28 protein-coding genes and 2 pseudogenes are annotated in these 25374 nt (G+C 71.6%); 14 read left to right on the plus strand and 16 right to left on the minus strand.

Features of this window, described 5'->3' with window-relative positions:
* Positions 1 to 178 precede the first annotated feature (178 nt).
* Positions 179 to 1138: a penicillin-insensitive murein endopeptidase gene (gene mepA, locus FVA80_RS21775; protein WP_147909379.1), complete on the plus strand. Its 960-nt coding sequence runs from the start codon at positions 179 to 181 to the stop codon at positions 1136 to 1138.
* 27 nt (positions 1139 to 1165) lie between these two features.
* Here mepA and FVA80_RS21780 read toward each other — a convergent pair whose 3' ends face one another.
* Positions 1166 to 1555: a hypothetical protein gene (locus tag FVA80_RS21780; protein ID WP_147909380.1), complete on the minus strand. Its 390-nt coding sequence runs from the start codon at positions 1553 to 1555 to the stop codon at positions 1166 to 1168.
* A 357-nt stretch (positions 1556 to 1912) separates the two neighbouring features.
* Here FVA80_RS21780 and FVA80_RS21785 point away from each other — a divergent pair, with 357 nt between their 5' ends.
* From FVA80_RS21785 to FVA80_RS30685, 4 genes are all read left to right on the plus strand, one after another.
* Complete coding sequence (locus FVA80_RS21785) at positions 1913 to 2215, plus strand: hypothetical protein (protein ID WP_246692072.1); 303 nt, start codon at positions 1913 to 1915, stop codon at positions 2213 to 2215.
* A gap of 261 nt (positions 2216 to 2476) precedes the next feature.
* Positions 2477 to 2641: a hypothetical protein gene (locus tag FVA80_RS31505; protein WP_246692073.1), complete on the plus strand. Its 165-nt coding sequence runs from the start codon at positions 2477 to 2479 to the stop codon at positions 2639 to 2641.
* A 97-nt stretch (positions 2642 to 2738) separates the two neighbouring features.
* Positions 2739 to 3107: a hypothetical protein gene (locus FVA80_RS21795; RefSeq protein ID WP_147909382.1), complete on the plus strand. Its 369-nt coding sequence runs from the start codon at positions 2739 to 2741 to the stop codon at positions 3105 to 3107.
* A gap of 35 nt (positions 3108 to 3142) precedes the next feature.
* Positions 3143 to 3310, plus strand: coding sequence for a hypothetical protein (locus tag FVA80_RS30685; protein WP_187193464.1), 168 nt, complete (start codon positions 3143 to 3145; stop codon positions 3308 to 3310).
* Between the two features lie 4 nt (positions 3311 to 3314).
* On the opposite strand, the gene msrA is transcribed toward FVA80_RS30685, so the two are convergent.
* Positions 3315 to 3971 (minus strand): peptide-methionine (S)-S-oxide reductase MsrA, encoded by a 657-nt coding sequence (gene msrA / locus FVA80_RS21800; protein ID WP_147909383.1) that lies wholly within the window; start codon positions 3969 to 3971, stop codon positions 3315 to 3317.
* Between the two features lie 251 nt (positions 3972 to 4222).
* Between msrA and FVA80_RS21805 the strand changes: the two are divergent.
* Positions 4223 to 4669: pseudogene (locus FVA80_RS21805) on the plus strand (PAS domain-containing protein); the annotation flags it as partial.
* 57 nt (positions 4670 to 4726) lie between these two features.
* On the opposite strand, the gene FVA80_RS21810 reads toward FVA80_RS21805, so the two are convergent.
* Positions 4727 to 5047 carry a PetM family of cytochrome b6f complex subunit 7 gene (locus tag FVA80_RS21810; RefSeq protein ID WP_147909385.1) on the minus strand — a complete coding sequence of 107 codons (321 nt, stop codon included), beginning with the start codon at positions 5045 to 5047 and terminating at the stop codon, positions 4727 to 4729.
* A gap of 191 nt (positions 5048 to 5238) precedes the next feature.
* On the opposite strand from FVA80_RS21810, the gene FVA80_RS21815 reads away from it, so the two are divergent.
* Together FVA80_RS21815 and FVA80_RS21820 are read left to right on the plus strand one after the other, a co-directional pair.
* Complete coding sequence (locus tag FVA80_RS21815) at positions 5239 to 5916, plus strand: HAD family hydrolase (RefSeq protein ID WP_147909386.1); 678 nt, start codon at positions 5239 to 5241, stop codon at positions 5914 to 5916.
* Positions 5917 to 6442: 526 nt separating this feature from the next.
* A complete protein-coding gene (locus FVA80_RS21820; RefSeq protein ID WP_147909387.1) occupies positions 6443 to 6784 on the plus strand; it encodes a hypothetical protein in 342 nt (113 codons plus the stop codon).
* Positions 6785 to 6795: 11 nt separating this feature from the next.
* Here the strand turns inward: FVA80_RS21820 and FVA80_RS21825 are convergent, their stop codons facing one another.
* The 3 genes from FVA80_RS21825 to FVA80_RS21840 all read right to left on the minus strand — a co-directional run bounded on the left by FVA80_RS21825 (position 6796) and on the right by FVA80_RS21840 (position 8916).
* The gene (locus tag FVA80_RS21825) at positions 6796 to 7515 is read right to left on the minus strand and encodes an invasion associated locus b family protein (protein ID WP_147909388.1); all 720 of its coding nucleotides are present in this window, start codon (positions 7513 to 7515) and stop codon (positions 6796 to 6798) included.
* A 123-nt stretch (positions 7516 to 7638) separates the two neighbouring features.
* Positions 7639 to 7869 carry a hypothetical protein gene (locus tag FVA80_RS21830; protein WP_246692074.1) on the minus strand — a complete coding sequence of 77 codons (231 nt, stop codon included), beginning with the start codon at positions 7867 to 7869 and terminating at the stop codon, positions 7639 to 7641.
* Between the two features lie 555 nt (positions 7870 to 8424).
* Positions 8425 to 8916 carry an ATP-binding protein gene (locus FVA80_RS21840; protein WP_147909390.1) on the minus strand — a complete coding sequence of 164 codons (492 nt, stop codon included), beginning with the start codon at positions 8914 to 8916 and terminating at the stop codon, positions 8425 to 8427.
* Between the two features lie 433 nt (positions 8917 to 9349).
* Here FVA80_RS21840 and FVA80_RS21845 point away from each other — a divergent pair, with 433 nt between their 5' ends.
* Positions 9350 to 10231, plus strand: a complete 882-nt coding sequence (locus FVA80_RS21845; RefSeq protein WP_147909391.1) for a hypothetical protein — start codon at positions 9350 to 9352, stop codon at positions 10229 to 10231.
* A 31-nt stretch (positions 10232 to 10262) separates the two neighbouring features.
* Positions 10263 to 10517 carry a hypothetical protein gene (locus FVA80_RS21850; protein ID WP_147909392.1) on the plus strand — a complete coding sequence of 85 codons (255 nt, stop codon included), beginning with the start codon at positions 10263 to 10265 and terminating at the stop codon, positions 10515 to 10517.
* Between the two features lie 117 nt (positions 10518 to 10634).
* Here FVA80_RS21850 and argH read toward each other — a convergent pair whose 3' ends face one another.
* Positions 10635 to 12014 carry an argininosuccinate lyase gene (argH, locus tag FVA80_RS21855; protein ID WP_147909393.1) on the minus strand — a complete coding sequence of 460 codons (1380 nt, stop codon included), beginning with the start codon at positions 12012 to 12014 and terminating at the stop codon, positions 10635 to 10637.
* 42 nt (positions 12015 to 12056) lie between these two features.
* On the opposite strand from argH, the gene FVA80_RS21860 reads away from it, so the two are divergent.
* Entirely contained in the window at positions 12057 to 12698 is a 642-nt protein-coding gene (locus tag FVA80_RS21860) for a TlpA disulfide reductase family protein (RefSeq protein ID WP_147909394.1), read from the plus strand.
* Between the two features lie 52 nt (positions 12699 to 12750).
* On the opposite strand, the gene FVA80_RS21865 is transcribed toward FVA80_RS21860, so the two are convergent.
* A complete protein-coding gene (locus FVA80_RS21865; RefSeq protein ID WP_246692075.1) occupies positions 12751 to 13200 on the minus strand; it encodes a PIN domain-containing protein in 450 nt (149 codons plus the stop codon).
* 116 nt (positions 13201 to 13316) lie between these two features.
* Positions 13317 to 13628 carry a hypothetical protein gene (locus FVA80_RS21870; protein ID WP_147909395.1) on the minus strand — a complete coding sequence of 104 codons (312 nt, stop codon included), beginning with the start codon at positions 13626 to 13628 and terminating at the stop codon, positions 13317 to 13319.
* 130 nt (positions 13629 to 13758) lie between these two features.
* Here FVA80_RS21870 and nhaA point away from each other — a divergent pair, with 130 nt between their 5' ends.
* Together nhaA and FVA80_RS21880 are read left to right on the plus strand one after the other, a co-directional pair.
* Entirely contained in the window at positions 13759 to 14964 is a 1206-nt protein-coding gene (gene nhaA, locus FVA80_RS21875) for a Na+/H+ antiporter NhaA (protein ID WP_147909396.1), read from the plus strand.
* Between the two features lie 50 nt (positions 14965 to 15014).
* Complete coding sequence (locus FVA80_RS21880) at positions 15015 to 16769, plus strand: carbamoyltransferase C-terminal domain-containing protein (protein ID WP_147957871.1); 1755 nt, start codon at positions 15015 to 15017, stop codon at positions 16767 to 16769.
* A 52-nt stretch (positions 16770 to 16821) separates the two neighbouring features.
* Here the strand turns inward: FVA80_RS21880 and FVA80_RS21885 are convergent, their stop codons facing one another.
* From FVA80_RS21885 to FVA80_RS21905, 5 genes are all read right to left on the minus strand, one after another.
* Positions 16822 to 17148, minus strand: coding sequence for a hypothetical protein (locus FVA80_RS21885; protein WP_147909407.1), 327 nt, complete (start codon positions 17146 to 17148; stop codon positions 16822 to 16824).
* Between the two features lie 179 nt (positions 17149 to 17327).
* Positions 17328 to 17798, minus strand: a complete 471-nt coding sequence (locus FVA80_RS21890; protein WP_147909398.1) for an SRPBCC family protein — start codon at positions 17796 to 17798, stop codon at positions 17328 to 17330.
* A gap of 203 nt (positions 17799 to 18001) precedes the next feature.
* Positions 18002 to 18679: a haloacid dehalogenase type II gene (locus FVA80_RS21895; RefSeq protein ID WP_147909399.1), complete on the minus strand. Its 678-nt coding sequence runs from the start codon at positions 18677 to 18679 to the stop codon at positions 18002 to 18004.
* Positions 18680 to 18850: 171 nt separating this feature from the next.
* Positions 18851 to 20377, minus strand: a complete 1527-nt coding sequence (murJ, locus tag FVA80_RS21900; RefSeq protein ID WP_147909400.1) for a murein biosynthesis integral membrane protein MurJ — start codon at positions 20375 to 20377, stop codon at positions 18851 to 18853.
* A gap of 381 nt (positions 20378 to 20758) precedes the next feature.
* On the minus strand, positions 20759 to 21358 hold the full coding sequence (locus FVA80_RS21905; RefSeq protein ID WP_007567646.1) for a superoxide dismutase: 600 nt from the start codon (positions 21356 to 21358) through the stop codon (positions 20759 to 20761).
* Positions 21359 to 21749: 391 nt separating this feature from the next.
* Here FVA80_RS21905 and FVA80_RS21910 point away from each other — a divergent pair, with 391 nt between their 5' ends.
* Positions 21750 to 22583 (plus strand): hypothetical protein, encoded by an 834-nt coding sequence (locus tag FVA80_RS21910; RefSeq protein ID WP_147957872.1) that lies wholly within the window; start codon positions 21750 to 21752, stop codon positions 22581 to 22583.
* Between the two features lie 13 nt (positions 22584 to 22596).
* Here FVA80_RS21910 and FVA80_RS21915 read toward each other — a convergent pair.
* Both FVA80_RS21915 and FVA80_RS21920 read right to left on the minus strand, forming a co-directional pair.
* Positions 22597 to 24362 (minus strand): annotated as a pseudogene (locus tag FVA80_RS21915) (HWE histidine kinase domain-containing protein).
* Positions 24363 to 24505: 143 nt separating this feature from the next.
* Positions 24506 to 25240 carry a tRNA (guanine(46)-N(7))-methyltransferase TrmB gene (locus FVA80_RS21920; protein ID WP_147909403.1) on the minus strand — a complete coding sequence of 245 codons (735 nt, stop codon included), beginning with the start codon at positions 25238 to 25240 and terminating at the stop codon, positions 24506 to 24508.
* Between the last annotated feature and the right edge of the window lie 134 nt (positions 25241 to 25374).

The raw sequence follows: 25374 nt of genomic DNA on the forward strand, positions 1-25374 counted from the left end.
CGCGGGTGGGGCTGCCGCTCCGCGGGGTGGGGATGGTCCGCCATGGTCGCCTCCGGGATCGCGCGTCGCGTTTCGGTCGTTGCCTGAAAAAATGCGTTGCCTGAAAAACGCCCGGCCCGTGCGCGACGTTCCGGTCCGGGCCTGCGCCCGCCCCCTCCGACGGACGAACAGCTCCCGCATGCAGAACCCGTTCACCGCCCCAGGTTTCGGCCCTCGCTTGGGCTTCGGCCTGAAGCCCGGCCTCGCGCTCGCCGCCCTGGTCCTGTCCGTGACCGGCGGGCACGCCCAGGACCGCGGCAGCGTCAACCCGAAGCCGCTGCCGCCGCTCGAGCATCCGGACGCGCCCTCGACCCCGGCCAAGGCCCTGTTCGGCCGCGTCACCCGGGCCTCCGGCGGGCCGGCCCACATCTACGGGTTCTACGCCAAGGGCTGCTTCGCCGGCGGCGAGGCGCTGGCGATGGACGGGCCGAACTGGCAGGTGATGCGCCCGTCCCGCAACCGGATGTGGGGCACGCCGGTCCTGATCGATTTCGTCGAGCGCCTGTCGCAGAAGGCCGCCCGGGTCGGCTGGCCGGGGCTGCTCGTCGGCGACATGGCCCAGCCCCGCGGCGGCCCGATGATCACCGGCCACGCCTCGCACCAGATCGGCATCGACGCCGACATCTGGCTGACCCCGATGCCCGACCACCGCATGAGCCGGGCGGAGCGCGAGGAGACCTCGGCCACCGACATGGTCCGCCGGGACCGCCTCGACATCGACCCCGAGGTCTGGACCCCGACGCACCTGCAGCTGATCAAGCTCACCGCCGAGCAGCCGGAGGTGGAGCGCATCTTCGTCAACGCGGCGATCAAGAAGGCCCTGTGCCGGGACGCCGCGGGCAGCCGCTGGATGTCGAAGGTGCGCCCGATGTACGGGCACAATTACCACTACCATATCCGGCTCTCCTGCCCGGCCGGCCAGGACGATTGCCAGCCCCAGGGGGCGCCCCCGGCCGGGGATGGCTGCGACGACCTGAGCTACTGGTTCTCGGACGCGGTGCTGCATCCGAAGCCGCCCAAGGTGCCGCCGAAGGCCAAGCCCACCATGACCATGGCGGCCCTGCCGTCCGCCTGCCGGGCGGTGCTCAAGGCGCCGTAGCCTCGCCGGGACCGGGATCGCGGCGGCTCAGTCCAGGCAGCGCGCGAAGTAGAGCTGCCGGATCCGCTCCATGGCCTGATACGCCTCCCCCGGCCTGAAGGTCATGAGCTCCGGGCCGTCGGGGACGCGGCCGAAGAACGACCGGGGGAGATCGACCACGAAGGCGCGCTCGCCCGTGTACAGCCCGTCCCGGTTCTTCACGTTGACCGAGCCGCAGATGATCGACCCGCCGCTGCGGCGCAGCACGGTGACCTTCGCGTCCGGGCTGTTCAGGTGCCGCCCGATCAGGTCGAGGACCGCGCGGGTGTCCGCCGGTCCCAGGGCGGCGCCGGAGCCGTCGTCCACCGTCTGGGCGCGGGCTCCCGTCGCGGCGGCGGCCATCGCGAGGCAGAGCAGGGCGGATACGGCTCGGATCATGCGGTGCTGCCTGCGCTCCTCGCGCATCGTCTTCTTCCGAGAGCCGGCGGCCGACATTCGGGACGAGGCTCCAGACGCGCCACGCTACGGGGTGCGAGGCCAGCGGGAAAGCGTTCGATCCGGATTTCGAAGCCACTCCGGACCGATTGCAGCACTATCCATGACGTCATCGCCCACCGACAGAGCCTCACGGGATGTTTCGGCAGGCTATAACGGCGCCGGTCAATAATAATATGCGCCTTCTATGAGGCCGGAGTCTTATTTTTTCCTGTCGGCTTACGGCTCACTTGTTTCCCGGGACGAACCCGTATGGAACGGGCGGCGTGCCCGTGCGGGCGCGGACGAGGAGATCGCAGCGTGACCCGATGGCTGACGGCCGTGATGATCTCCACCACGCTGATGAGCGCGCCGGCGTGGGCGCGCCTCGGGGTGGACGACAAGGCGTCGCTCTGGCCGCGCGCCTCCAGGGCCGACAAGGTCGATTTCACCGACCGGATGGGCAAGGCGATGCGCACGCTCTCGCCCGATCTCGACAGCCGCTACTTCATGCACTGCCTGGAGGAGACGGCGAATATCGGCGACACCAAGGACCTGACGCTGAACGACATGGTGCGCACCTGCCTGTCGCTGCACGCCCGGGACGCGAAGGATCCGGAATGAGCGCCCGGTGCCGGGCGTGATCCGCCGGGCCGGCAGGCGGATCGCCGGCGCGGCGCTCGGCCTCACCCTGCTCGCAGCCGCGGCGACCGGCGGCCCGCCCAGGGCCTGCCCGACCGCCCCGGCGCGGCGATCGGTCCGGACGACGCGCAGGCGGTGCTCGCCCTCATCGAACGGGACCTGCGAAGCACAGACGCCCGGCTGGCCGGCCTCCGGCGGGGCCGCGCCGGGGGGATCTGCGGGACGGTCGAGGTCAGGAACCGCATGGGAACCTACACGGGCCCGCGCCCCTTCGTAGCCGATCTCGGTGCCGGGTTCGCCGGGCGGCTGCCGGAGGGCGCCGAACTGCGCAATCCCGGGAGCGCGGCCGACTTCACGAGACTGGAGCGCGCGCGGGCGATGTTCGTGGAGAACTGTATCGACCGGTGATATCCAGGCCCGATCCCAGATCCGCGCCGGACGCGCCCGCCGGATCGGCTGTCGGGATCGCCACACGGCACCGGCGTCCCTGATGGAGTGTTCCCGCATGCGAATCCGCAGCCTGTTGCCGACGACGCTCGTGTTGGCCGTCCTCGCGGCGCCGGCCCTGGGCCAGGCGCCGAAAGAGCCGCCGGCAGAACCGCCGGCCAACGCCCTGAAGGCCGCAAAGCTCGCCGGGCTGGCCGGCTTCGTGAACGTCCATTGCCAGGCGCTGCGGACCGACGGCGACCGCTTCAAGAGCGTGGTCCAGGCGATGGGCGTCGATCCGGCGGACCTCGAGCGCGACACCCTGCTGCTGCAGGCGCGCGCCTACCTCGCCGTCTACGAGAAGGACGTGCCGACCAGCTGTGCCCGCGCGGACGAGATGTTCGGCCGCACCGGCAAGGTCGTCCCGGGCGTGTTCGTGCCGCGCTGATCGCCGAACCCGGCGCGACGTGCTAGGGCCACCAAATGCCCCGCTGGCTTTTCCTCATCCTCGTCACCGCCCTCGCCCTCTCGGTCGTGGGCGGGGTGCTCATCGTGCTGCGCAGCCCGCGGAGCACCCCCCAGCCCGAAGCGGGCGCCGTCACCGCGCCGGCGGTGCCGGCTGCGCCGACGCGGCCGGGCGGCAACCCGTAACGGCTCAGGCGGCGATCCCGGTCCCCACCGGGCAGCTCACGCCGGTGCCGCCGAGCCCGCAATAGCCCGCCGGGTTCTTGGCGAGGTATTGCTGGTGGTAGCCTTCCGCGAAGTAGAAGTGCTGCAGCGGCACGATCTCGGTGGTGATGTCGGGGAAGTCGCGCGCCCGCAGGGCCTCGGCGTAGGCCGCGCGCACGGCCTTGGCGGTCGCCTCCTGCTCCGGGCCGGTGGTGTAGATGCCCGAGCGGTACTGCGTGCCGACATCGTTGCCCTGGCGCATGCCCTGCGTCGGGTTGTGGCTCTCGAAGAACGTCCGCAGCAGGGCGTCGCGGGGCAGAACCGCGGGATCGAAGGCCACCAGCACGACCTCGTTGTGACCGGTCTTGCCGGTGCAGACCTCCTCGTAGGTCGGGTTCGGGGTGTAGCCCCCGGCATAGCCGACCGCCGTGACGAACACGCCCTTCGGCAGCTGCCAGAACCGGCGCTCGGCCCCCCAGAAGCAGCCGAGCCCGAGCACGATCGTCTCGATCCCCGGGGGATAGGGGCCCTTGAGCGGGTTGCCGTTGACGAAATGGGTCTCGGTGGTCGGGACGGGATTCGGGCGGCCCGGCAGAGCCGCGGCGGGGCTCGGCATCTCGGGGCGCTTGCGGAACAGGAACATTGTCTCTCGCCTTCCGGGGCTCAGGGCTCGATCGGAATATGGGGCCGGCCCGGACGCCAAAGAAGCGGGCGGGAAAGCAGCCGAGACGCTGGGCATGACAGCTTTGGCCGTCTGCAAGAGCGTACAGCCTGCTGGAAACCCGTGCGACCGTGGCTAATCCCGGCCGGAGGACTGGACCGGGCCCGCGAATTCCGGCTTGTAGGCGCAAGGGAGCCGCCCGCACAGGTCGCGGCGTGAGGGGCTGAAGCCGGATGGAGACGGGCTGGACCGCCACGAGCCACGTGCTGGACAATCTCAGGGCGGAATCGAACCGGGGCGACCCGTTCGCCGCGGCCGTGCGGGCGACCCGGATGCCGATGATCGTCACCGATCCCCGGCAACACGACAACCCGATCGTGTTCGCGAACGACGCCTTCCTGACGCTCACCGGTTATTCGCGGCTGGAGGTGACCGGGCGCAATTGCCGCTTCCTGCAGGGGCCGGAGACCGACCCGGCCGCGATCGACCGCCTGCGCGCCGCGGTCCGGCGGGAGGACGACATCAAGATCGACCTCCTGAACTACCGCAAGGACGGCTCGGTCTTCCAGAACGCGCTGTATGTCGGGCCGGTGCGGGATGCGGCCGGGACGGTCGTCTACTATTTCGCGTCCCAGATCGACGTGAGCGAGCACTACGCGCTCACCGCCGAGATCGCGCGGCTGACGGAGGAGCTCGCCGCGGCGCGGGCCCAGCTCGCGGGGCGGTAGGACCGCCGATCAGGGCTTCGTCAGGAACCCGATCGGCTCCCGGCCCGGCTGGCCGAGCCAGAGCAGCACCGCGCCGAGCCCCAGGCCGATCAGCGAGGCCGGGGCCAGGGTGAGCGGCAGGCCCAGGAGGTGCCAGAGCCAGGGCGCCGCCCCCTCGATGCTGCCCTGCAGGGTGCCGGCCTTGTCCTTGGACAGGGTCGCGATCACGTCCGAGAGCGGCGTCACCCGCAGGCCGTTGTTGGCGATCGAGCGGGCGCCGTCATAGACCAGGGCGACGAAGCCGCCGGCCATCAGCAGGAAGCCCAGGACGCGGGCCAGGAAGCGGAACATCGCGGGGTCTTCTGAGCCATGTCTGGCGCCGGGAGGGACGCCCGCCCCGGGAGTATGGGGCCGGGCCGCCGGGTGCAAGCGGCGGCATGCTGCGCGCGGCCTGCGAGCGGTTGCCGGCCCCGGGGGGCCATGCCACAGGGTCGCCCGGCGGGGGCTTGCCGTGAGGATTTCCCCCGGAGGACCGGTCGACCTTGGATGCGCGCGTGAACACACTCGGCCTGGTGATCTTCGATTGCGACGGCGTCCTCGTGGACAGCGAGCCCCTGAGCCTCGCCTGCCTCACCGCCGGCCTGAACCGGATCGGGGTCGCGATCACCTTCGAGACGGTGCGGGCGCGCTTCACCGGCACCTCCATGGTGTCGATCATGGACCACGTCGCGCGCGATTACGGCGTCACCGCGCCCCCGGGCTTCGTGGAGGCGGTCAAGGCCGAGACGCTGGCGCTGTTCGATGCCGAGCTGCGAGCGATGCGGGGCGTCGCCGAGGCGGTCGCGGCCCTGGGCCTGCCGTCCTGTGTCGCGTCGAGCAGCGACCCGGTGCGGCTGCGCCATTCCCTCAGCCTGACCGGGCTCCTGCCGCTGTTCGGCGAGCGCGTCTTCTCCTCGGCGCAGGTCGCCCGGGGCAAGCCCTTCCCGGACCTGTTCCTGTTCGCGGCCGCCCGCATGGGCGCGGGGCCGGACGCCTGCCTGGTGATCGAGGACAGCGTGCCCGGGGTCACGGCGGCCCGAAGCGCCGGCATGCGGGTCGCCGGCTTCACCGGCGGCGGCCATTGGGGGCACGACCCCGCGGGCGCGGACCTGATGACGGCCGGCGCCGACCAGGTCTTCTCGGATTTCTCCGACCTCGCCGCGGTGATCGCCGCCGCCTGACCGATCGCATCTCCCGGAGGCCCGAACCGGACCGGCTTCCTGCCAGGCCGGCCCCGAAAATCGGAACCCCATTCCGTTGACGGACCGGCGGCCGGCGCCCATCTTGATCGTCGCCGAACCGGACGTTTCGCGACCTCCGACGGCCGCGGTGATTTGAGAAGCGTAGCTTGCGCCGCGTCATCAAACGCTAAAGCACTGCGACGGCGCCCGCGCCGCGCGGTCCTTCAGTCTGGAGGACAGTCGATGTCGATCCGAACCGTCTCCCTTCGACGCCCGCTCCGTTCCGTATCCGGCGCCCCGGCCCATCGGTGGCGCTGTCGATGCCGCGTGGGTCTCACGGCAAAACCCGGGATGCGCGCCCGAGCCTGAACCGACCGAGCGTCGGTCCGGCGGCAGCGCATCCGTCACATCGGGGGCGCAAGAGACGCGCGCGCGCCGATCGGCGAGCCCCGAGCCCTTCGACGATTCAAACCATCACCCGCATTCCGGCACGGCCCTGGCGCCGGCCATCGCAGGATTCCGTCCCATGCCCAGTCTCGACATCGCGTTCACGCCGACAGACCGTCCCGACCTCCCCGACACGCTTCCACCTGACGGCACCTTTGCGCCTGACGATCTGGCCCGCCCGGAGCGGACCGAGCCGCCGCGGGTGATCGAGATCGGCGAGATCACCGCCGGCATCGCCGTGCCGGAGGGGCGCGGCGTGCGGTTCTTCTCGTCGGCGCGGGATTTCGACGGGCTCGACGGCGCGGTGTTCCGCAACGCCGAGCAGGCGGCCCGTGCCGCCCGCGAGCGGATTGCAGGCCGCCGCTCAGCCGCCCGTGGCGGTGAGGCTGCGGCTGCGGAGCTCCGGCGCCGCCGGGCCTGACGGGGCGCGCTCTACCGCGCGCACTCGTCCCGGGTGCGCTTCATCGCCTCCGCGAACCCGGCGAGCGCATATTCGTCGCTCGTCGGGTTGCCGCGCAGCGAGGTGGTCTTGATCACCAGCTTCGGGTTGCGCGCGCTCATCTCGGAGACCACCCGGGCCTCCTCGGCGGGGTTCTGCAGCCAGGCATTCCCGTCCTTCACGACGAGGCCGTAGCGGCCGGCGCCGAGGTTGAGGCTCGGGTCCGTCGGGGCCGCGGCGGAGCCCGGCTTGACCTGGGAGGCCGCGGGCTTTGACGGGAAGCCCAACATCACCGCGACCTCGTTCTGGACGTTCTCGCCCTTGCGCACGCTCACGAACAGGTAGGCGGTGTCGCGCTTCAGGGTCTTGGGCGAGCGGGCCTGCGGCTGCGCGATGGCGTAGCAGAGCTTGGCGCGGCCATCGCCGTTCACGAACACGTTCCAGTCGCCGAAGATCGCCACCGGGGTGGCCTGCTGCATCCCGGGTGGGGTCGCGGCCTTCTTTTCGGCCCGCGGCGTCCGCTCCCGGCGCGAGCGGCGCCCGCGCCGGGCGGGGGCGGCATCCGTGAAGCCGTCCGGCTGCGCCTCCTGGGCCTGGGCGACCGACGCGGACAGGCCGACGCTCCCGACAACGGCGCCGACGAGGCCGGTGACGAGACCGGATGCGAGCAGGGCGAGGGCTCCGACCGGGAGCAGGCGGGGGACGCGGACCATCTTCACTTCCTGACGACGGGCGGCCCCATGCGCGGGGCCGGACCGGGGATCGGGAATAGTGAAGCTCGCGTAAGAAGTCGGCAAGATGGCGGCCAAGGTCTTCATCGCGGCCGGGATCTTCGGTCACCGCGATTCGCGGTCGGCCGAAGCGATGGCGGCCCTGCGCGCGGCGGTGATCGCGGCGCGCTTGCGGGGCGGATCGTTGTAGGGGGTGTTGTAGCCCTTGCGGACGGCCGACCAGTAGGTTTCCCGGGTCAGGCCCGAGCCCGTCAGGGCGGCATCGATCATGGCGGTGGCCCGTGCCGCGAGGTCTGGCACCTCGTCCGGCTTCAGCCAACTCTCGACAGGCATCATGCGATCTCCGATCCACACAGCCGAGCTTCTAACGGACCACACTTAGCCAGAGGGTGAACGCGCGGGCCGGCGGAAGGTTGCGATGCACAAATTTCCGCCGGGCCTGTGGGTTGGTGTGGAGCATCGCCCCCGCCGGGTCGGAGCGGGCGGAGGGAGGCGCAGGGACCGATACCCGGCGCAGCCAATCCTGCCTCGCGGCCGAGGCTGTGTCCGCGTAGGTCGCGCGCGAGGTTGCGATCATCGACGGCATCAAGCCCGCCATGGCCGACGCGCAGCACGGTCGCGTCGTAGCCCACGACGGCGCGCCGGCCGAGGCTGGGCAACGCTGCGACGGGGCGTCCCGGGCGCGCGAGCGGGACTTCTGAGAAGTCCCTGATCCGGGTGCCGTATATCATCCCGGATAGGCCGGAGCCGACCGCGGGCCGGACAGCGCGGTGATCCGGCGCAGCGTTCACAGGGCGCGGGATCGGAGGCTCAATGAAGGGCCGACCGGATGATCCCCCGGCTGTCGTGCAACCGCTCCGGAGCCAGCGGCGCCACGCCTCGCGTTCGAGCTCACGGGCGATGGACGACCAGGTCGAAGCCCTCGTCCTGGGTCGGCGCCACGAAGTATTGTGTAAACAGCGCGAATTGCGCGTCGGTAACGGTGAACTCATGCGTGCCGGCCGCATTCCGCGTCCGCAGGCGCGCCCTACACACGTCATCGGCCACATCGAGATAGTGGAGCCGGTGGGCTGCGCCGGCTTCCTCGAACAGGGTGCGCAACCAGTCCCGGCTGGCGCGCGTGTTGGCGGGGAAATCCAGCACCACCGAGAGCCCGGCCCGGAGCAGGTCGACCACGTGCGGGCCCATCACGCCGCGCAGACGGGTCGAATGGCGGACATAATCGGCCGGGGTGGCCTGTTCGTCGGGATACAGCCGGGCGAGCCAGCGATCCTCGGCCACCACGATGGTGCCGGGCGCCGCGCCGAGGCGGGCGGTGAGCGTCGATTTGCCGGCGGCGATCTTACCGCAGACGAGATGCAGCGTCGCTTGTTGGGCAGGCATGACGGTCGACCTTGGGCACGGCGCACCGGGCGCCAGAGTGTTCACGGGCGGGCAGACCCGGCCTGACGGATCAGGCCGGGCCGTTAATGCGGCTGCGGATCGCAGCGGCCGCGCGGTGAATCGACAAGGTCATGGGCGGCATCTGACAGATCCCGGCGGGCGAGACCAGGGGGCGCCGGGGATGTCAGATCCGAGGTCCCTGAGCCCGAGCGTTTCGGTTTTTGCCAGTATCCCCCGACGAGAGGTAATAAGACCTCGCTCTGTTTGTTATGATGACCATCGAGGCTAAAATAGATCTCCGCAAAAGATTTTTTTAGACGACACCTGTAAAATCAGCGTCGCGTTTGCAAAATCCTCAAACAAAGCGCACATGATGTGGGCCGGCATGACTTGAGTCCGCCGGCGCACGACAGTTCCGCAGGGCAGGATGGCCATGGTTGGATCTGTGAACAGGGTGGCGGCGCCCGAACGGGCACAATGGCCGGGGACGCACAGGGCGGAGCATCCGGGCCTCGTCGGGAATCCCGGCGATGCCGCGCCGGCGACCGGTCCCGGGCCGGAGCCCCAGGCGGGGTCGCCGCTGGCCGCCGCGGAACGGCTGGGCTACGCCAAGCTGTCCCAGATCAGCGGCGTCCTCCTGTCCCTGGCGTCGGCCCGGACCAGCGGACGGGACGTCGCCGCCTCCACGCTTCAGGCGGCCGGCCAGAAGCTCCGGCGGCTCAAGGCGGAGGCCCTGGCGGCCGCGGGCTCCGGGGACACCAAGGCGGCGGCCCGCATCGCCGAGGCGTTGACCGAGGTGGCCCGGGAGATCGCCGATGCCGCCCGGGACTACGCCGCCGCCGGCGGGGACGGGGCCCTCACACAGGCGACGCTCGCCGAGGCTGCGGCGGCGATCGATGTCGGCGCGGCGCCCGAGCGGGACGCAGGAAGCTCCGACATGCCGCGGGCTGCGGCGGGCCTTTTCGCGGACGTGTTGAACACGGCGATGGGCCTGAACGCCGTGGCGGCGGACGATCCGGGCGCGGCCTCCCCGCATCCGGCCGCCGCCGACACGTCCGATCTGCCGCGATCCCCGCTGGAGGACGCACCTTATCCCGGCGCGTTGCTCCGGCACGAATCGGACGATCGGATCGACGACGGCGGCGTCCAGGCCGACGCGCACGCGATGCTGGACGAGGCCCTGGCGCTGAAGCGGACGATGCGGCGGGTCATGGCCCGCCAATCGGCCGCGCCCGCGCGGATCGATCCCGCGATCCAGACCGATATCGCCGCCTCGGGCGCCCGCCCGAGCGGCATCTGGCCTCGCGTCTTCTGACGCGCGCACCGAAACCACAGGATCTCTCGCCATGGACAAGGTCAACGCGACGACAGCCCGGCCCGCCGAGCAGCACGCCGCAGAAGCGCACCGCGCGCAGCAATCCAGCGCGACCGACAGGATCGACAAGCAGGCGGCCGAGAACAAGGTCCGGGACGCCAAGCTGGAGCGCGACGAGCAGGCCAGAAAGGCAATCGACAGCCGGCCGTCGCAGGCGCACCTGAACTTTCAGGCCTCGCTGCATGCGAACCGGAGCGAGGCCGAACTCAAGACCTCATCGTCCTGAGGCCCCCTGGCCGATCCGGCCGAGCCGGCGGGACACCGGCCCAGAGCGCTCGCCGCCGAAGTGGATACCGGTTCGGCGGCGCAGCCCCGATCTCCCGCCCCCGCTGCGGGTGCGCCGTCAGCCGAGCCGTTCGATCCAGCCCTGCGCCTGCGTCCGGACGTTGTCCGGCGCGGTGCCGCCGTAGCTGGTCCGGCTGGCCACCGAGTTCTCGACCCCGAGCACGGCGTAGACCGCGTCGGTGATGCGCGGCTCGGCCTCCTGCATCTCGGGCAGCGACAGGTCCTCCAGTCCCACCCCCTTGGCCGAGGCGGCGCCGACCAGGCGGCCGGTGACGTGATGGGCCTGGCGGAACGGCAGGCCGAGCTCGCGCACCAGCCAGTCGGCGAGATCGGTGGCGGTGGCGTAGCCGGAACCGGCGGCTCGGGCGAGCACCGCGGCGTTGGGCTCCAGGTCCTTCACCATGCCGGTCATGGCGGCCAGGCACAGGGAGAGCGCCTGGAGGGCGTCGAACGTGCCCTCCTTGTCCTCTTGCATGTCCTTCGAATAGGCGAGCGGCAGGCCCTTCATCACGACCAGCAGGCCGGTGAGCGCGCCGATGATCCGGCCGGACTTGGCCCGCACCAGCTCGGCCGCGTCGGGGTTGCGCTTCTGCGGCATGATCGACGAGCCGGTGGTGTAGCCGTCCGACAGCTTGACGAAGTTGAACTGCGCCGAGGTCCAGATCACCAGCTCCTCGGCGAAGCGCGAGAGATGCACGGCGCAGATCGAGGCGGCGGCGAGCGATTCCAGGGCGAAGTCGCGGTCGGCGACCGAATCCAGGGAGTTGGCGGTGGGCCGGTCGAATCCCAACGCGGACGCGGTGGCGTGCCGGTCGATCGGGAAGGACGTGCCGGCGAGCGCCGCGGCGCCGAGCGGGCACTCGTTGAGCCGTGCCCGCGCGTCGCGGAACCGGCCGCGGTCCCGGGCCAGCATCTCGACATAGGCCAGGCAATGATGGCCGAAGGTGACCGGCTGGGCCGACTGGAGATGGGTGAAGCCCGGCATCACCGTGCCGGCGTGCTTGAGCGCCGTGTCCGCCAGCGCCCGCTGCAGGTCGGCGGCCTGCTGGTCGAGGGAGTCGAGGGTGTCGCGCACCCACAGCTTCATGTCGGTGGCGACCTGGTCGTTGCGCGAGCGCGCGGTGTGCAGGCGCCCGGCGGCCGGGCCGACGATCTCGGTGAGCCGGCTCTCCACCGACATGTGGATGTCCTCGAGCTCGCGCTTGAACACGAACCGGCCCGCCTCGATCTCGTCGCGGACGGACTTGAGCCCGGCCTCGATCGCGGCCACATCGTCTGCCGGGAGGATGCCGGCCGCGCCGAGCATCGCCACATGCGCCAGCGAGCCGCGGATATCCTGGGGCGCGAGGCGCTTGTCGAATCCGATGGAGGCGTTGATCTCCTCCATGATCTCCGCCGGGCCGCTGGCAAAGCGGCCGCCCCACATCCGGTTGCTCATGTCGATCCTTCCGCGCCCTGAACGTCCCGAGGGCCGAGCCTGATGCCCGGCCGCACATCCATCCTGGCCGGCGCGGGCCTCGCTGCGCTCGCCGTCCTTGGGACCGCCCTATACGGGAGCGGTCTCCTGCCCGGCAACATGGCCGGGGCGCCCCAGCCCTGCGCGGGGGCAACACAAGCGGTCGCCCGGGTCGATGCGTCCGCCAAGGGCGAGGTCGCCGGCATGCAGGCCGTGACGCAGGCGCGGCCCGCGCCGGAGATCCGGTTCAAGGGGCCGGACGGCGCCGAGACCGCGCTGTCCGACCTCAAGGGCCGGCTGCTGCTGGTCAACCTCTGGGCGACCTGGTGCGCCCCCTGCAAGGCCGAGATGCCGGCGCTCGACCGCCTCCAGGCGGAACTCGGCGGCCCCGATTTCACGGTCGTGGCGATCAACGTCGACACCCGCAACCTCGACAAGCCGCCGGAATGGTTGAAGCAGGCTGGCATCCACGCCCTCGCCTTCTACGCCGACCCGGGCGGGCGCGTGCTGCCCACGATCCAGCGCGACACGCAATCCCCGGGCCTGCCGACCACGATGCTGATCGACCCGCAGGGCTGCACCATCGGGGTGATGAAGGGCCCCGCCGCCTGGTCGAGCCCGGACGGGCTGGGGTTGATCCGCGCGGTTTTGGGGCGGACGTCCTGAAGCATCGTTCCGAAAGGTGGCCGCCAGCTTTCGGAACGATGCGCTCGAGGGTTCAGGTGCGCTCGTAAGTGAGGAACCGCCCCTCCGGCGCCAGTTGCTGGATGAGATCGAAATCCTCGCGATTGGCCGTCAGAACGGGAAGGCCAGCCCGCGCGGCGGTCAGGAAGATGAGCGCATCGGCGAGGCAGGCCGTGCGCTGATGCCTCTGGTAGCTCTGGAGGCGCGCGAGGGTGCCGGCGACAAGTCCGGCATCCGCGAAGGTCTGTGCGTCGGGCGCCAGCAGGCGCGTCTCCGGTATGCGGCTGAAGAGTTCGGCATAGTGATCGCGCAGCGCCGCCCAGTTCGGTCCGTGCGGATCGGCGGCGGCCACCCCGACCGACAGTTCGGCGAGAGCGACGGCACAGTGAAACAGCAGCGCCCGCTCGATGAGCCGGTGCAGCGCCTCGGGCAGCCTGCCGGCAGCGCTATGGATATAGACACTCGTGTCCAGGACGAGGGCCACAGGCGTCGCCGCGTCGAAGGTCGTCCAATCCGGGCGTTCGCTCTACGGACGCGGAACGAGGCGGACGCTTCGCTTGTCCGGCTTGCGCCGCCGAAGCGCGCCACGCAGGTCCACGCTCAATGGGAGCCGGTGTCGAGATCGTGGTCTGCCCCGAGCCGTCCCGCCGTGCGACCGAGAAAATCCGCGACGGGATCGGATTGAGCCAGGAGCGCCAGGGCGACCATGCCGAGTTCGGTTGTCGACGTGATCCCAGCCTCCCGCTTGGCGGCATCCACTAGGGCGGGCGGCACACGGAAGCTCACGTGCTCGGACGTCTCTCCATCGAGCAGCCCGGCTTGCCGCGCTTCCTCCAGCACGGTGGCATGGATTCGCGCGGATGGCCGCGGCGCCCGCTTCCGCTGCACGGATGTGGTTTTCGGTACAGCCATTCCCTGCACCTCTCCCTCTCGAACGGCGGCAGGATAGCGCAAGGACCGATACACGGACAGATGGCGGCCCGCCCCGCCTCTTGCCGTCACCTCTTGCCCCCGCTCGCAAACCACGCCAAGCCTGCCCGCGATGAAGCCGCCTCCGAATCCCGGCCGTGCCCCATCGGCCCGCGGTCCGCGCCCGCTCTCGGCCATCCGCACCATGCTCGCGAGCGAGGCCGCGGGTGGGCTGATCCTCATGGCCGCGGCGGCGCTGGCCCTCGTGGTCGCCAACGGCCCGTTCGCTGCCGCTTACGCGCACGGGCTCCACGCCGCCCTCGGGCCGATGAGCGTGCAGCACTGGATCAACGACGGCCTGATGGCCGGGTTCTTCCTGCTGGTCGGGCTGGAGATCAAGCGCGAGGCGCTCGACGGGCGGCTGCGCACCTGGCCGGACCGGGTGCTGCCCGGCATCGCGGCGTTCGGCGGCATGGCGATGCCGGCCCTGGTCTACGCGGCGGCCAATCTCGGCGCCGGGACCCTGCGCGGCTGGGCGATCCCGGCGGCGACCGACATCGCCTTCGCGCTCGGCGTCCTGGCGCTGCTCGGCAAGCGGGTGCCGGTCTCGCTCAAGATCTTCCTGAGCGCCGTGGCCATCGTCGACGACCTCGGCGCCGTGGTGGTGATCGCGCTGTTCTACGGCTCCGGACTCGATGCCGGGATGCTGGGGCTCGCCGCCCTCGTGCTCGCCGGCCTCTACGGCCTCAACCGGGTGGGCGTGACCTGGCTGCCGGTCTACCTGCTGCTCGGCCTGGTGCTGTGGGTGCTGGTGCTGCGCTCCGGGATCCACGCCACCGTGGCCGGCGTGCTGCTGGCGCTCACGATCCCGATCCGGGTGAGCCCCGGCCGGCCGGAGGACGTCAGTTCGCCGCTGCACCGCCTGGAGCACGCCCTGGCGCCCTGGATCACCTACCTGGTGGTCCCGGTCTTCGGCTTCGCCAATGCCGGCGTCGACCTGACCGGCCTGACGCTCGACGCCCTGCTCCAGCCGGTGACGCTCGGCATCGCCGCCGGGCTGTTCCTGGGCAAGCAGGCCGGCGTGTTCGCCAGCCTGCGGCTCGCGGTCGCGCTCGGATGGGCGCAGCGCCCGGCCGGGGCCGGCTGGGGCCAGGTCTACGGCGTCGCGGTCCTGTGCGGGATCGGCTTCACCATGAGCCTGTTCATCGGCGGCCTGGCCTTCGCGGATCCGCAGCACGAGACCGCGGTGAAGCTCGGCGTGCTCGCGGGCTCGGCCCTGTCGGGACTCGCCGGGGCGGCGATCCTCCTGCTGGTGCCTCGCCCCGCGGCCATCCGGTAGCGGCCGCCCCCGGGCTCCGTTGCGCGCGAAAATGCGCTACCCGCCTATCCATGCGGTTCTATCTCGGCCTCGCCACGACCTTCCACGATCCAGCGCTCGCCCTCGTCGGGCCCGATGGCGCCGTGCTGTTCGCCGAGGCCACGGAGCGCTTCCTCCAGTACAAGCGCGCCCCGAACTGCGAGCCGGACATCCCGGCCCGGGTGACCGGCCTCGTGCAGGACTACGTGCCGGCCGGATCGGAGATCGTGGTCGCCTCGTCCTGGGGGGGCCAGTTCGCCGACTTCCTGCGCGGGCAGGCCGGGGCCGGCGCGTTCGACCTGATGGCGCTGGCCGCCCACACCACGGCGCTCAACCGCTCCTTCGTGCCCGAGCAGGCCGAGCGGGTGTTCATCGCCGACCTCCACGCCGCGCAGGCGCGGGCCGGCCACGGCACCCTGCTGGCCCTCAACCAGGAGGCGCGGATCACCGGGACGCCGCGCGCGACGATCGCCGGGCAGCGGCGCTACCCGCACCATCTCTGCCACGCCGCCTACGGGCTGTGGGGCAGCCCGTTCGCGGAGGCCACCGCCCTGGTGGTCGACGGCATGGGCGAAACCGGCGCGGTCGCGATCTACCGGTTGCGGGACGGCCGGCTCACGGAGCTGCGCCGCCACCGCGGACGCGGCTCGCTCGGCTTCCTGTACGGGCTCGTCACCGATCTCGCCGGCTTCGACCAGGTGAAGGGCGAGGAATGGAAGATCATGGGGCTCGCCCCCTACGGACGCCCCGACCCGGAGCTGGCCGCCCTGCTGGCCCGCCTCTGCACGGTCGAGGCCGGGCGCCTGCGCTTCGCCGAGGCCGCGACGATCCAGGCGGTCGCCGCCGAACTCCGCGCGCGCCGCCCCGCGGACACCCGGGAGCAGGGCTGGGCCGACCTCGCCCGCTGCGGCCAGGATTTTTTTGGGACTTTGATGGATGTGCTGGTGGCCGAGGCGGCGGCACTCGGCCCCTCCGAGAACCTCGTGATCGCCGGGGGCTGCGGGCTCAACTCGTCGTATAACGGCCGGGTGCTCGGCCGCTCCGGCTTCACCCGGCTGCACGTCCCCTCGGCGCCGGCCGACGACGGCAACGCCGTGGGCGCCGCGTGGCTCGCCTACGCGGAGGACAATCCGGACTGGGCCGGCCCGCCCGCGGCCTCGCGCCCGCTGACGCCCTATCTCGGCTCCCGGGTCTCCACCGCCCCGATGGAGCGGCTGGCCGAGCAGGAGCCGCGGGCCCGACGCGTCGGCCACGCGGAGGCGACCCGGGCCGCCGCCGAAATTCTCGCCGCGGGCGGCCTCGTCGGCTGGGTGCAGGGCCGGGCGGAGTTCGGCCCCCGGGCGCTCGGCAACCGCTCGATCCTGGCCGATCCGCGGCCGGAGGGCGCCAAGGACGCGCTGAACGCCAAGGTGAAGTACCGCGAGGCGTTCCGGCCGTTCGCGCCCTCGATCCTGGCGGAGGCCGGGCCGGACTGGTTCGAGGATTACGCCGACAGCCCCTACATGGAGCGCACGCTGGTCTGGCGCGCGCCGGTCCGCGCCCGCGTGCCGGCGGTGGTCCACCAGGACGGCACCGGCCGGCTCCAGAGCGTCACGCCGGAGCGCAACCCCGCCTACGCGGCGCTGATCCGCGCCTTCGCGGACATCACCGGGGTGCCGATCCTGCTCAACACCAGCTTCAACGTGATGGGCAAGCCGATCCTCGACAGCGCGGAGGACGCCATCCTGATGTTCTACACCACCGGCCTCGACGCCCTCGTGGTCGAGGATTGGCTGGTGGTGAAATAGGACGCGCCGCGCCCCGGGGGACGCGGCGCGGACGCGACGACGGGAAAGAGAATTACTCGCAGACTTCAACGCGGCGGTAGGTGAACTCGCCGTCGCCGAGCCATTCCTTGCGGCGCTCGTAGTGGCAGATCGGGCCGCGGCGCTCGCGCACCACGACGGTCTCGGGCTCCTCGACCAGAACCCGGCGCGGGCGGTACTCCGGCGGGGGCGGCGGGGGCTGGTTGGCGCCGTTGACCAGGGCGCCGCCGACCACACCGCCGACCACGCCGGCCGCGAGGCCGCCGAGGATCGCGCCGGTCTGGTCGCGGGCGGTGGCCGGGGCGACGGCCCCGAGCACCAGGGAAGCGGCGAGGGCTGCGGCCCCGGCGCGGATCGTCATGAAGGAACCGTTCGTGGCCACGCGCTAAGTCTCCCGTCCGTGTTGAGGATGATCCAACACCGGGACGATTAAAAATCTCCGAAGCTGCGCAATTCGATCGCGTACCCGTTGTGCCGCCGGCGGGCGGGCGGCGGCAGCGGAGCGCCTCCGCCCGCTGCCGCCGCGACCTTACCGCACCGTCACTGCGCCTTGGCGGCGATGCCCTTCAGCCCGGACTCGTACACGCCCGCGATGGCCTCCTGCGCCTTGGGATCGGGGGCGCCCTTGGCCTTGAACGTGCCCGTCCAGGTCACCTTGGAGCCGTTGCCGGCCTTCGCGACCATGAGGGTCGAATGATAGTCCGTGACGGGCAGCGGGCCCTCCAGGATCGTGTAGGTGTAGGCCATCTTCGCGTCGTCGCGGGATTCCTGCTCCTCGACGATGGTGCCGCCGCCCTTCAGGCTGAGGGTGCGGACATCCTTGGCGCCCTTCTTGGACGGGACGCATTTCTCGATCGCGGGATGCCAGTCGCCGATCCCGCAGAACCCGCCGATGGTCTTCCATACCGCCTCGGGCGACGCGGCGACGTCGACCGACTTGGTCACGTCCAGGGCCCAGGCCGGGCCCGCCACGCCGACGCAGCATGCGGCTGCCAACACTATGCGCTTCATCAGACGTTCCCTCGCGCTCGACGCTCACAAGGCTGGCGTCCGAGTCAGGGGCGAACCGAGTGCGCGGGCGGCACGTTGCAAGCGCGACTTTAGTCCAACATGCAGGGGCTTGAGACGCAGGGGCCCAAGATGCAGGGCCCAAGATGCAGGGCCCCCAAGATGCAGGGCCCCGGGGCGCGGCGAGGCGCCCCGGGCCGCTCTGCTCAGAGCAGCCCGTCGAGCGAACCGATCACGCCCGTGGGCGCGAGATCCGCGTACTCGTCGGGCAGCCCCCGGCGGTTCACCCAGGCGGTCCGGAACCCGAACGCGTTGGCGCCCGCCACATCCCAGCGGTTGGACGAGCAGAACAGCACGTCCGCCTCCCCGACCGCGAGCCGGACCAGCGCGATCCGGTAGGCGTCCGGGTGGGTCTTGAACACCTGCGCGTCGTCCACCGAGAGCACCGCGTCGAGATGGTCGGCGAGCCCCGCCGAGGCCACGGCGCGGTCGACCATCGCGGCGTTGCCGTTGGTCAGGACCGCCGTGCGGAGGCCGCGCTTGCGCAAGGCCGCCAGCACGCCCGGCACCTCGGGATAGGCATCGAGGTCCCGGTAGGCGTCGAGGAGCTTCTCGCGCAATCCGGGATCCACCCCCGGATGGACCGCCAGCGCGTAGTCGAGGGCGCGCACCGTGAGGTCCCAGAAGGCGGCGTAGCGGCCCATCAGCGACAGCGTCCAGCTGTATTCGAGCTGCTTGTTGCGCCAGACCTCGGAGAGGTGCTCGGCATCCGGCCCGACCGCGTCGGCGTAGCGCTGGACCGCGGCGCTCACGTCGAACAGCGTGCCGTAGGCGTCGAACAGGACGGCCTTCACGCCCGCGAGCAGGTCCTTGGCGTCGGTCATGGCGTTCCTCACTGGCCCCTACGGGCGATCTGGGACTCGAAGGCGCGGCGGCGAGCCCGGCTCGCCCGGCTCGCCCGGCCGATCGTTCTCGGATTTCGTCCGAACACGGATATCCGGACGATGGTCTACAGCATCGTCCCGAAAGGGGCCGCCGGCTTTCGGAACGATGCCCTAGGCCCGGCGCAGGCGCAGGCCGAACAGGTGCAGCAGCCCCGCCAGCAGGCCGCCGTAGACGAGAGCCCCGGCCAGCCCGAGCAGGGCCAGGACAGCGATCTCGCGCCCATGCGCCAGGACCGGCACCAGCGCCTCGGCCAGCCCCTGGCCGTAGACGGCCACCCCGGCCAGCGCCAGGCAGGCGAGCCCCACGCCCAGCACCGTGAGGCCGAGGGTGCGGCCGGGCGCCGTCCAGCCGCGGCGGCGGGCCAGGACGACCAGCAGCAGCAGGTTCACCCACTGGCTGACCGCGGTGGCGAGCGCCAGGCCGGTGACGCCGTAGGGCCCGGTGAGCCAGAGCTTGAGCGCGACGTTGACCCCGATCGCCGTCAGCGACGCCCAGAGCGGGGTCCTGGTGTCCTGGCGGGCGTAGAAGCTCGCCACCGCGCTGCGCACCAGCACCACGGCGGGCAGGGCGAGCCCGTAGGCGGCCAGCACCGAGGCGGCCCGGGCGGCATCCTCGGCCCCGAAGGCGCCGCGCTGGAACAGCGCCGCCATGATCAGGCCCGGGATGGTCAGGAACGCGACCATGAACGGCGCCGACAGGGCCAAGGAGAACCCCGCCGCCCGGTTCTGCGCCGCGTGCGCGCCGGCGACGTCCCCGGCCGCGATCCGCCGGCTCATCTCCGGCAGCAGCACCGTGCCGGCCGCGATCGCGATCACCCCGAACGGCAGCTGGTAGAGCCGGTCGGCGTAGTACAGGGCCGAGACCGCGCCTGTGGGCAGCCAGCTGGCGATGATCGTGTCGGCGAAGGCCGCGATCTGGAACCCGGCCGACCCGATCACGGCGGGCCCGAGCACCACGAAGAACCGCTTCAGCGCCGGGTCGGAGCGCGGCACGGCCAGATCCGGCATCACCCGGGCGCGGCGGCAGCCCCACCACAGCAGGCCGAACTGCAGCACCCCCGAGACCGCGACGCCCCAGGCGGCCGCGTAGGCGGCGTTGGGGAACAGGAAGCTGAGCGACAGGGCCGCCAGCATCGTGAGGTTGAGCAGCACCGGGGCGCCTGCCGCCACGGCGAAGCGCCGGTGGGCGTTGAGGATGCCCGACAGCAGCGTAACCAGCGTCATGAACAGCAGGTACGGGAAGGTGATCCGGGTCAGCGCCACCGCGAGCTGGAAGCGCTCGCCGTCCTCGGCGAAGCCCGGCGCCAGGGCGTGCACCACCCAGGGCATCGCCGGCAGGGCGAGGTTGAGCAGCACGAGCTGCACGATCAGCATCAGGGTGAAGACGCGGTCGGCGAAGTGATGCGCCTCGCCGGAGCTGCCCGCCTCGGCGAGCCCGGCATAGGCCGGCACGAAGGCGGTGTTGAACGCCCCCTCGCCGAAGATCGCGCGGAAATGGTTCGGCAGCCGGAACGCGACCACGAAGGCGTCGGCCATCGGCCCCGCGCCCATCACGGCGGCCATCACCACGTCCCGGGCAAAGCCGGTGACGCGCGAGACCAGGGTCCAGCCGCCCACCGAGAGGATGGAGCGGATCATGGACGAGACTCCACCCTCACCCCCCTGCGGGGGAGGGTAGCCCCCGGAGAGGGTCGGGAGAGGGGAGCAGCGCGCCTTGAAGGAGCGCGACGGGAGCCACATCCCCCATCGTCGCGCGCCCCCCCGTGCGGGACTTCGGCACGATCCGGCCCGGCCTGACGGCCGGCCCACCCTCCCCCGCGGAGTGGGGACGGTGAGGACGCACAAATCGTCGAGGTCGTCCTGCGGCGCGATGCGGTCCTACGGACTGGGCTGGAAATGACCTGTTACCCCGGTACAGCCCGGGTCAGCCCGGGAGCCGCATCAAGAGCCGCTTTTGTCCGCCATCTCAAGGGCGCCGCGGACACGATCGGCCCGCGGCGCCGGCTCATCGGAAGGGGCTCAGGCGGTCGCCTCGCCGTACATCTTCTCGACGTGCTCCCAGTTCACCAGGTTCTCGATGAACGCCTTGAGATAGTCGGGGCGGCGGTTGCGGTAGTCGATGTAGTAGGAGTGCTCCCACACGTCGACGCCGAGGATCGGCTTGGCGCCGTGGACCAGCGGGTTCTCGCCGTTGGGGGTCTTCAGGATCGCGAGCTTGCCGTCCTTGACGGCGAGCCAGGCCCAACCCGAGCCGAACTGGCTGACGCCCGCCTGGATGAAGTCCGCCTTGAACTTCTCGGCCCCGCCCAGATCCTCGTCGATCTTCTTGGCGATCGCACCGGGGATCGCGCCGCCGCCATTGGGCTTCATCCACTGCCAGAAGTGGATGTGGTTGTAGTGCTGGCCGGCATTGTTGAAGAGCGGCTGATTCGTGTTGTAGGCGGCCTTGACGATCTCCTCGACGCTCTTGCCCTGGAGATCCGTGCCCTCGAGCAGCTTGTTGCCGGTATCGACGTAGGCCTTGTGGTGCTTGTCGTGGTGAAACTCGAGGGTTTCCTTCGACATGTACGGCCCGAGCGCGTCGTAGGCGTAGGGCAGTTCCGGCAGCGTAAAGGTCATAGGGTCTGTCTCCGCTTGAGGCACGATGCGGAAGAGCCGGGTCCGGCGTTCCGCGCTCACCGTGCGATAACAAGGAGCTGGAGCCGGCTGTGTTTCACGGGAAACAGCAGCCCGCGCCAGCCATGGGCGGCCTCGTCCCCGGCGGGGGCTTCCGGGTCACGACTCGCTAGGTAAGTCGGTGCCCGCGCGACGGCAACGCCGTTGCGGCCAGGCTTGGCGCGAAGTTCCGGCGGATGCGTGCCCCACCGCTTCGGATGTCCGGCCCGACACGCGCCGAGAACCGGTATTCCCGGGCAATCTCGCCACCGGGTTTTGCAATATGACCGCAAGGCCTTACTGTGCGCCACGCCGTAAGCGTCGGCGGTAAGCCGGCCCGTTTCTCGAGAGTAACATGATCGCTGCGCTGTTTGCGCTCGCCGCCGCCATGGCCATCGGGGGCTGCGCCGCCGTGATCCAGGGCTTTCCCTATGTGCGTCTGGAGAGCGGCCTCGCGATGGTGATCGCGGGATCGGTCGCGGCCTCGTCGGGCGCGGTGCTGTTCGGGATCGGCGTGCTCGCCCTGGTGTTCCGGCGGCTGGAGCGGACGATCGGAATGCGGCCGGCCCTGAGTTCGGCCCCCTCCGGCCCCGCCGTGGAGAGCGCCCCGCGGCTGCCGCCGGTGCTGCCGGCCGCCCCCGCCTTCATCTTGCCGCCGATCGTCGAGCCGGCCTTCGATCCCGAGCGGCCGCGGATCGAGCCCAGCCTGCGCCTGTCCGGGGACATGCCGCCCGCGCCGGCCGAAGCTCCCAGAATCGCGGAGCCGCAGAGGCCGGCCGCGGTCGAATCGGATTTCCCGATCCAGGCCTTCCCCACCCTTCCGGTGACGGATCCGGAGCCGCCCCACCGGCCCGCCCCGGACCCGATCGCGGCCGCGATGGCCGAGCGCAGCCCGGAGGACGACCTGTTCGCGGCGCCGGAAGCGCCGCCACAACAGCCGGTGCCGGCCCCGGAGCCCCCGGCCCTGCGCCCGGGCCTCGACGCGGCGCCGGATCCCGAGCCCGACGCGAAGCCCGAGACCCGCACCGTCGTGGGGCGCTACGCCTCGGGCGGGAACACCTACGTGATGTTCGAGGACGGCTCGATCGAGGCGGAGACGCCGCAGGGCCGCTTCACCTTCGCGTCGCTGGACGAGTTGAAGGCCTTCGTGGACGGCGGCGGCGAATCCGGCGCGCGCGGCGCCGCCTGATGGGTCGCACCCGTCAGGCCAGCGGGTTGAGGCTGTCGTTGCGGGGCGGGATCGGGGCCCGCATGGTCAGGCTGAAGCCCTCCGGGTCGTAGTCGGTCTCGACCTCGGCCTGGACCTGGGTGATCAGCACCCGCTGCAGCAGGCGCGAGCCGAAACCCTGGCGGCTCGGTGGCTGGACCGGCGGCCCGCCGGTCTCCCGCCAGTGGAACAGCAGGATCCCGGCCGGCCCCCCGGGCTCCAGGGTCCAGGTCACCGCGACCCGCCCGGTGCGGTTCGAGAGCGCCCCGTACTTGGCCGCGTTGGTGGTGAGCTCGTGGATCGCCATGCCGATCGGCACCGCGATCTCGGAGGGCAGGTCGATCGCCGGGCCGTCGAGGCTGATCCGCCCCTCGGCCCCGCCGTCGGGCGTCACCTCCGCGTAGGGCTTCAGCTCGCTGAGCAGCAGGTTCGTGAGCGAGGCGGTCTGCCAGGTATCCTCGGTGAGCACCGCATGGGTGTGGGCGAGCGATTTGATCCGCCCGACGAAGGCCTCGTAGAAGCTCTCGATGCTCGAGGCCGTGCGCGCCGTGGAGCCCACGATGGCCTGCACGGTGGCGAGCGTGTTCTTCACCCGGTGGTGCAACTCGCGGATCAGCAGGCTCTGGCGTTCCTCGGCGATCCGCCGGTCGGTCACGTCGGCGACCACGCCGATCAGGCGCCGCGGCAGGCGCTCGGGGGCGTCCCGCTCGAACCGGCCGGCCATGTCGATGGTGCGCCACGCCCCGTCGGATTTCCGCCGGATCCGGCCGCCGATCTGCAGGATCCCGTCCTCGCGCAGCGCCTTCGAGATCGCGTGCCGGACCCGAGCCCGGTCGTCCGGGTGGAGGATGTCGCTCAGGAACTCGTTCTTGCCGATGGTCCCATCCTCGGGCGCGTGCCCGAAGATCTCGTACATGTGCTCGTTCTCCCAGATCGCCTGGTCCTCGAGCATGTGCCACTCGAAGATGCCGAGCTTGGCGATCGTGGTCGCCACCCGCAGGCGCTGGTCGCGCGACAGGATCTCGTCCCGGGCCTCGACCCGGGTGGTGATGTCCTGGACGACGCCGACCATGCCGGACCAGGTCTCGAGCGCGTCGCGATCGGGACCCGCGCCAGATCCGTGAAGGGCCACGCCGTCGCGTCCCGGCACGGCCTGCCCCCGCACCCGCAGGATCACGGTGCGCCCGGCCACGGTCACCGGCGTATCGAAATGGTAGGATTCACCGGCCCGGCACGCCTCCGAGACGGTGGCGCGCAGGCGCGCAAGCTCCGGATCGGACAGGCCGCTCTTGAGTTCGTCCCACGGCACGGACCGCCCCGGCTGGCGCCCCAGGATCCGGGCGGCCCGGCGCGACAGGGTCAGCAGGCCGGTCGCCCGGTCCCAGCGCCATTCGCCGAGGCCGGCGGTCGCCAGCGCCTCGCGGTTCGCCTCGGAATGCGCGGCCGCGTCCGCGTCCGCGGCCTCGACCACGAGGGTCCGCCGGAGCGCCGCACCCGCACGTCGATCGCGGTCCCGTCCGCCCGGCGCCAGCCCTGGATGCCGTCATCCAGGCCCTCGGGCCCGTCCTCCGCGAGCAGATCCGCGGTGGCGCGGCCGGCCAGGCTGCCCGGCGGCCAGCCGAGCAGGTCATGCAGAACCGGGTTGGCCGCGTCGATGGCCGCCGCGTCCACTGAGAGCACGACGAGGCCGATCGCGGCATCGTCGAAGCCCGCGCGATACGGGTCGTCCGTCGCCGGGTCCTGCCCCACGCTCTCGCCCACTCGGAAAAACCCTCGAACGCGCCGCGGCGCGCTCCCGCACGAGATGCCCCCCTGCCGCGGTCCCGACCGCGAAGGCGCCGCAGGATGGCGTCCGAGCGTGGCCGTGGCAAGGCGTCCCGCTTCGGCTGCGGCGACCCGTCCGCTCAGCGCGGCCCGCGGGAGAACTCCAGATAGGTCGGGCGCCGCCCCGCCGCCAGCGCCTTCGCCTCGTAGCGGGTCCCGGGCCAGCCCGGGAACGGCCGGGTCCAGTCGCGCGCGTCCGATGCCGTCCAGGTCAGGACCGGGCAGCGGGCGGCCCGGACCAGGGTCCAGCCGGCGTAGTCGTCGATGTCGCTGGCGAAGCGGAACAGGCCGCCATCCTTCAGGACGCGGCCGATCTCCGCCAGGGAGGCGTCCGAGACGAAGCGGCGCTTGCGCTGGCGGCGCTTCGGCCAGGGATCGGGATAGAGCAGGTAGACCCGGTCCAGGCAGGCGTCCGGCAGGCGCGCCAGCAGGGCGGTGACGTCCTCGTCGCGGATGCGCACGTTGCGCAAGGACCGCGCCTCGATCGCGGCCAGCAGCTTGACCACGCCGTTGACGAACGGCTCCGCGCCGATGATCCCGATCCCGGGATGCGCCTCGGCCTGGGCGGCGAGGTGCTCGCCGCCGCCGAAGCCGATCTCGAGCCAGACCGCCTCCGGCGCGTCGCCGAGGGTCGGGAACAGCGTGCGCGGATCGAGCGGGCCGTCGTCCGCCGGGAGATCGACGCGGAGCGCCGGCAGAAGCTCGGCGAGGCGCCGCTCCTGCAGGCCGCGCAGGCGCTTGCCCTTGCGCCGCCCGAAGAAGGCGCGCTCCGGCTCGTCGGCCTCATGGCCGGGCCGTCCGTTGAGGTCAGACATCGATTACCAACGCGTCGTCCGCGCACCGGGCGGGGACGGGGTTCCAGGGGCTCACGACCCCGAAGCAGGGCTCTGCCCTGGACCCGCGAAAGGTCCAAGACCTTTCGAAACCGGGACTCACGAAAACGCCAGCG

Source organism: Methylobacterium sp. WL1, assembly GCF_008000895.1.
Taxonomy (GTDB): Bacteria; Pseudomonadota; Alphaproteobacteria; order Rhizobiales; family Beijerinckiaceae; genus Methylobacterium.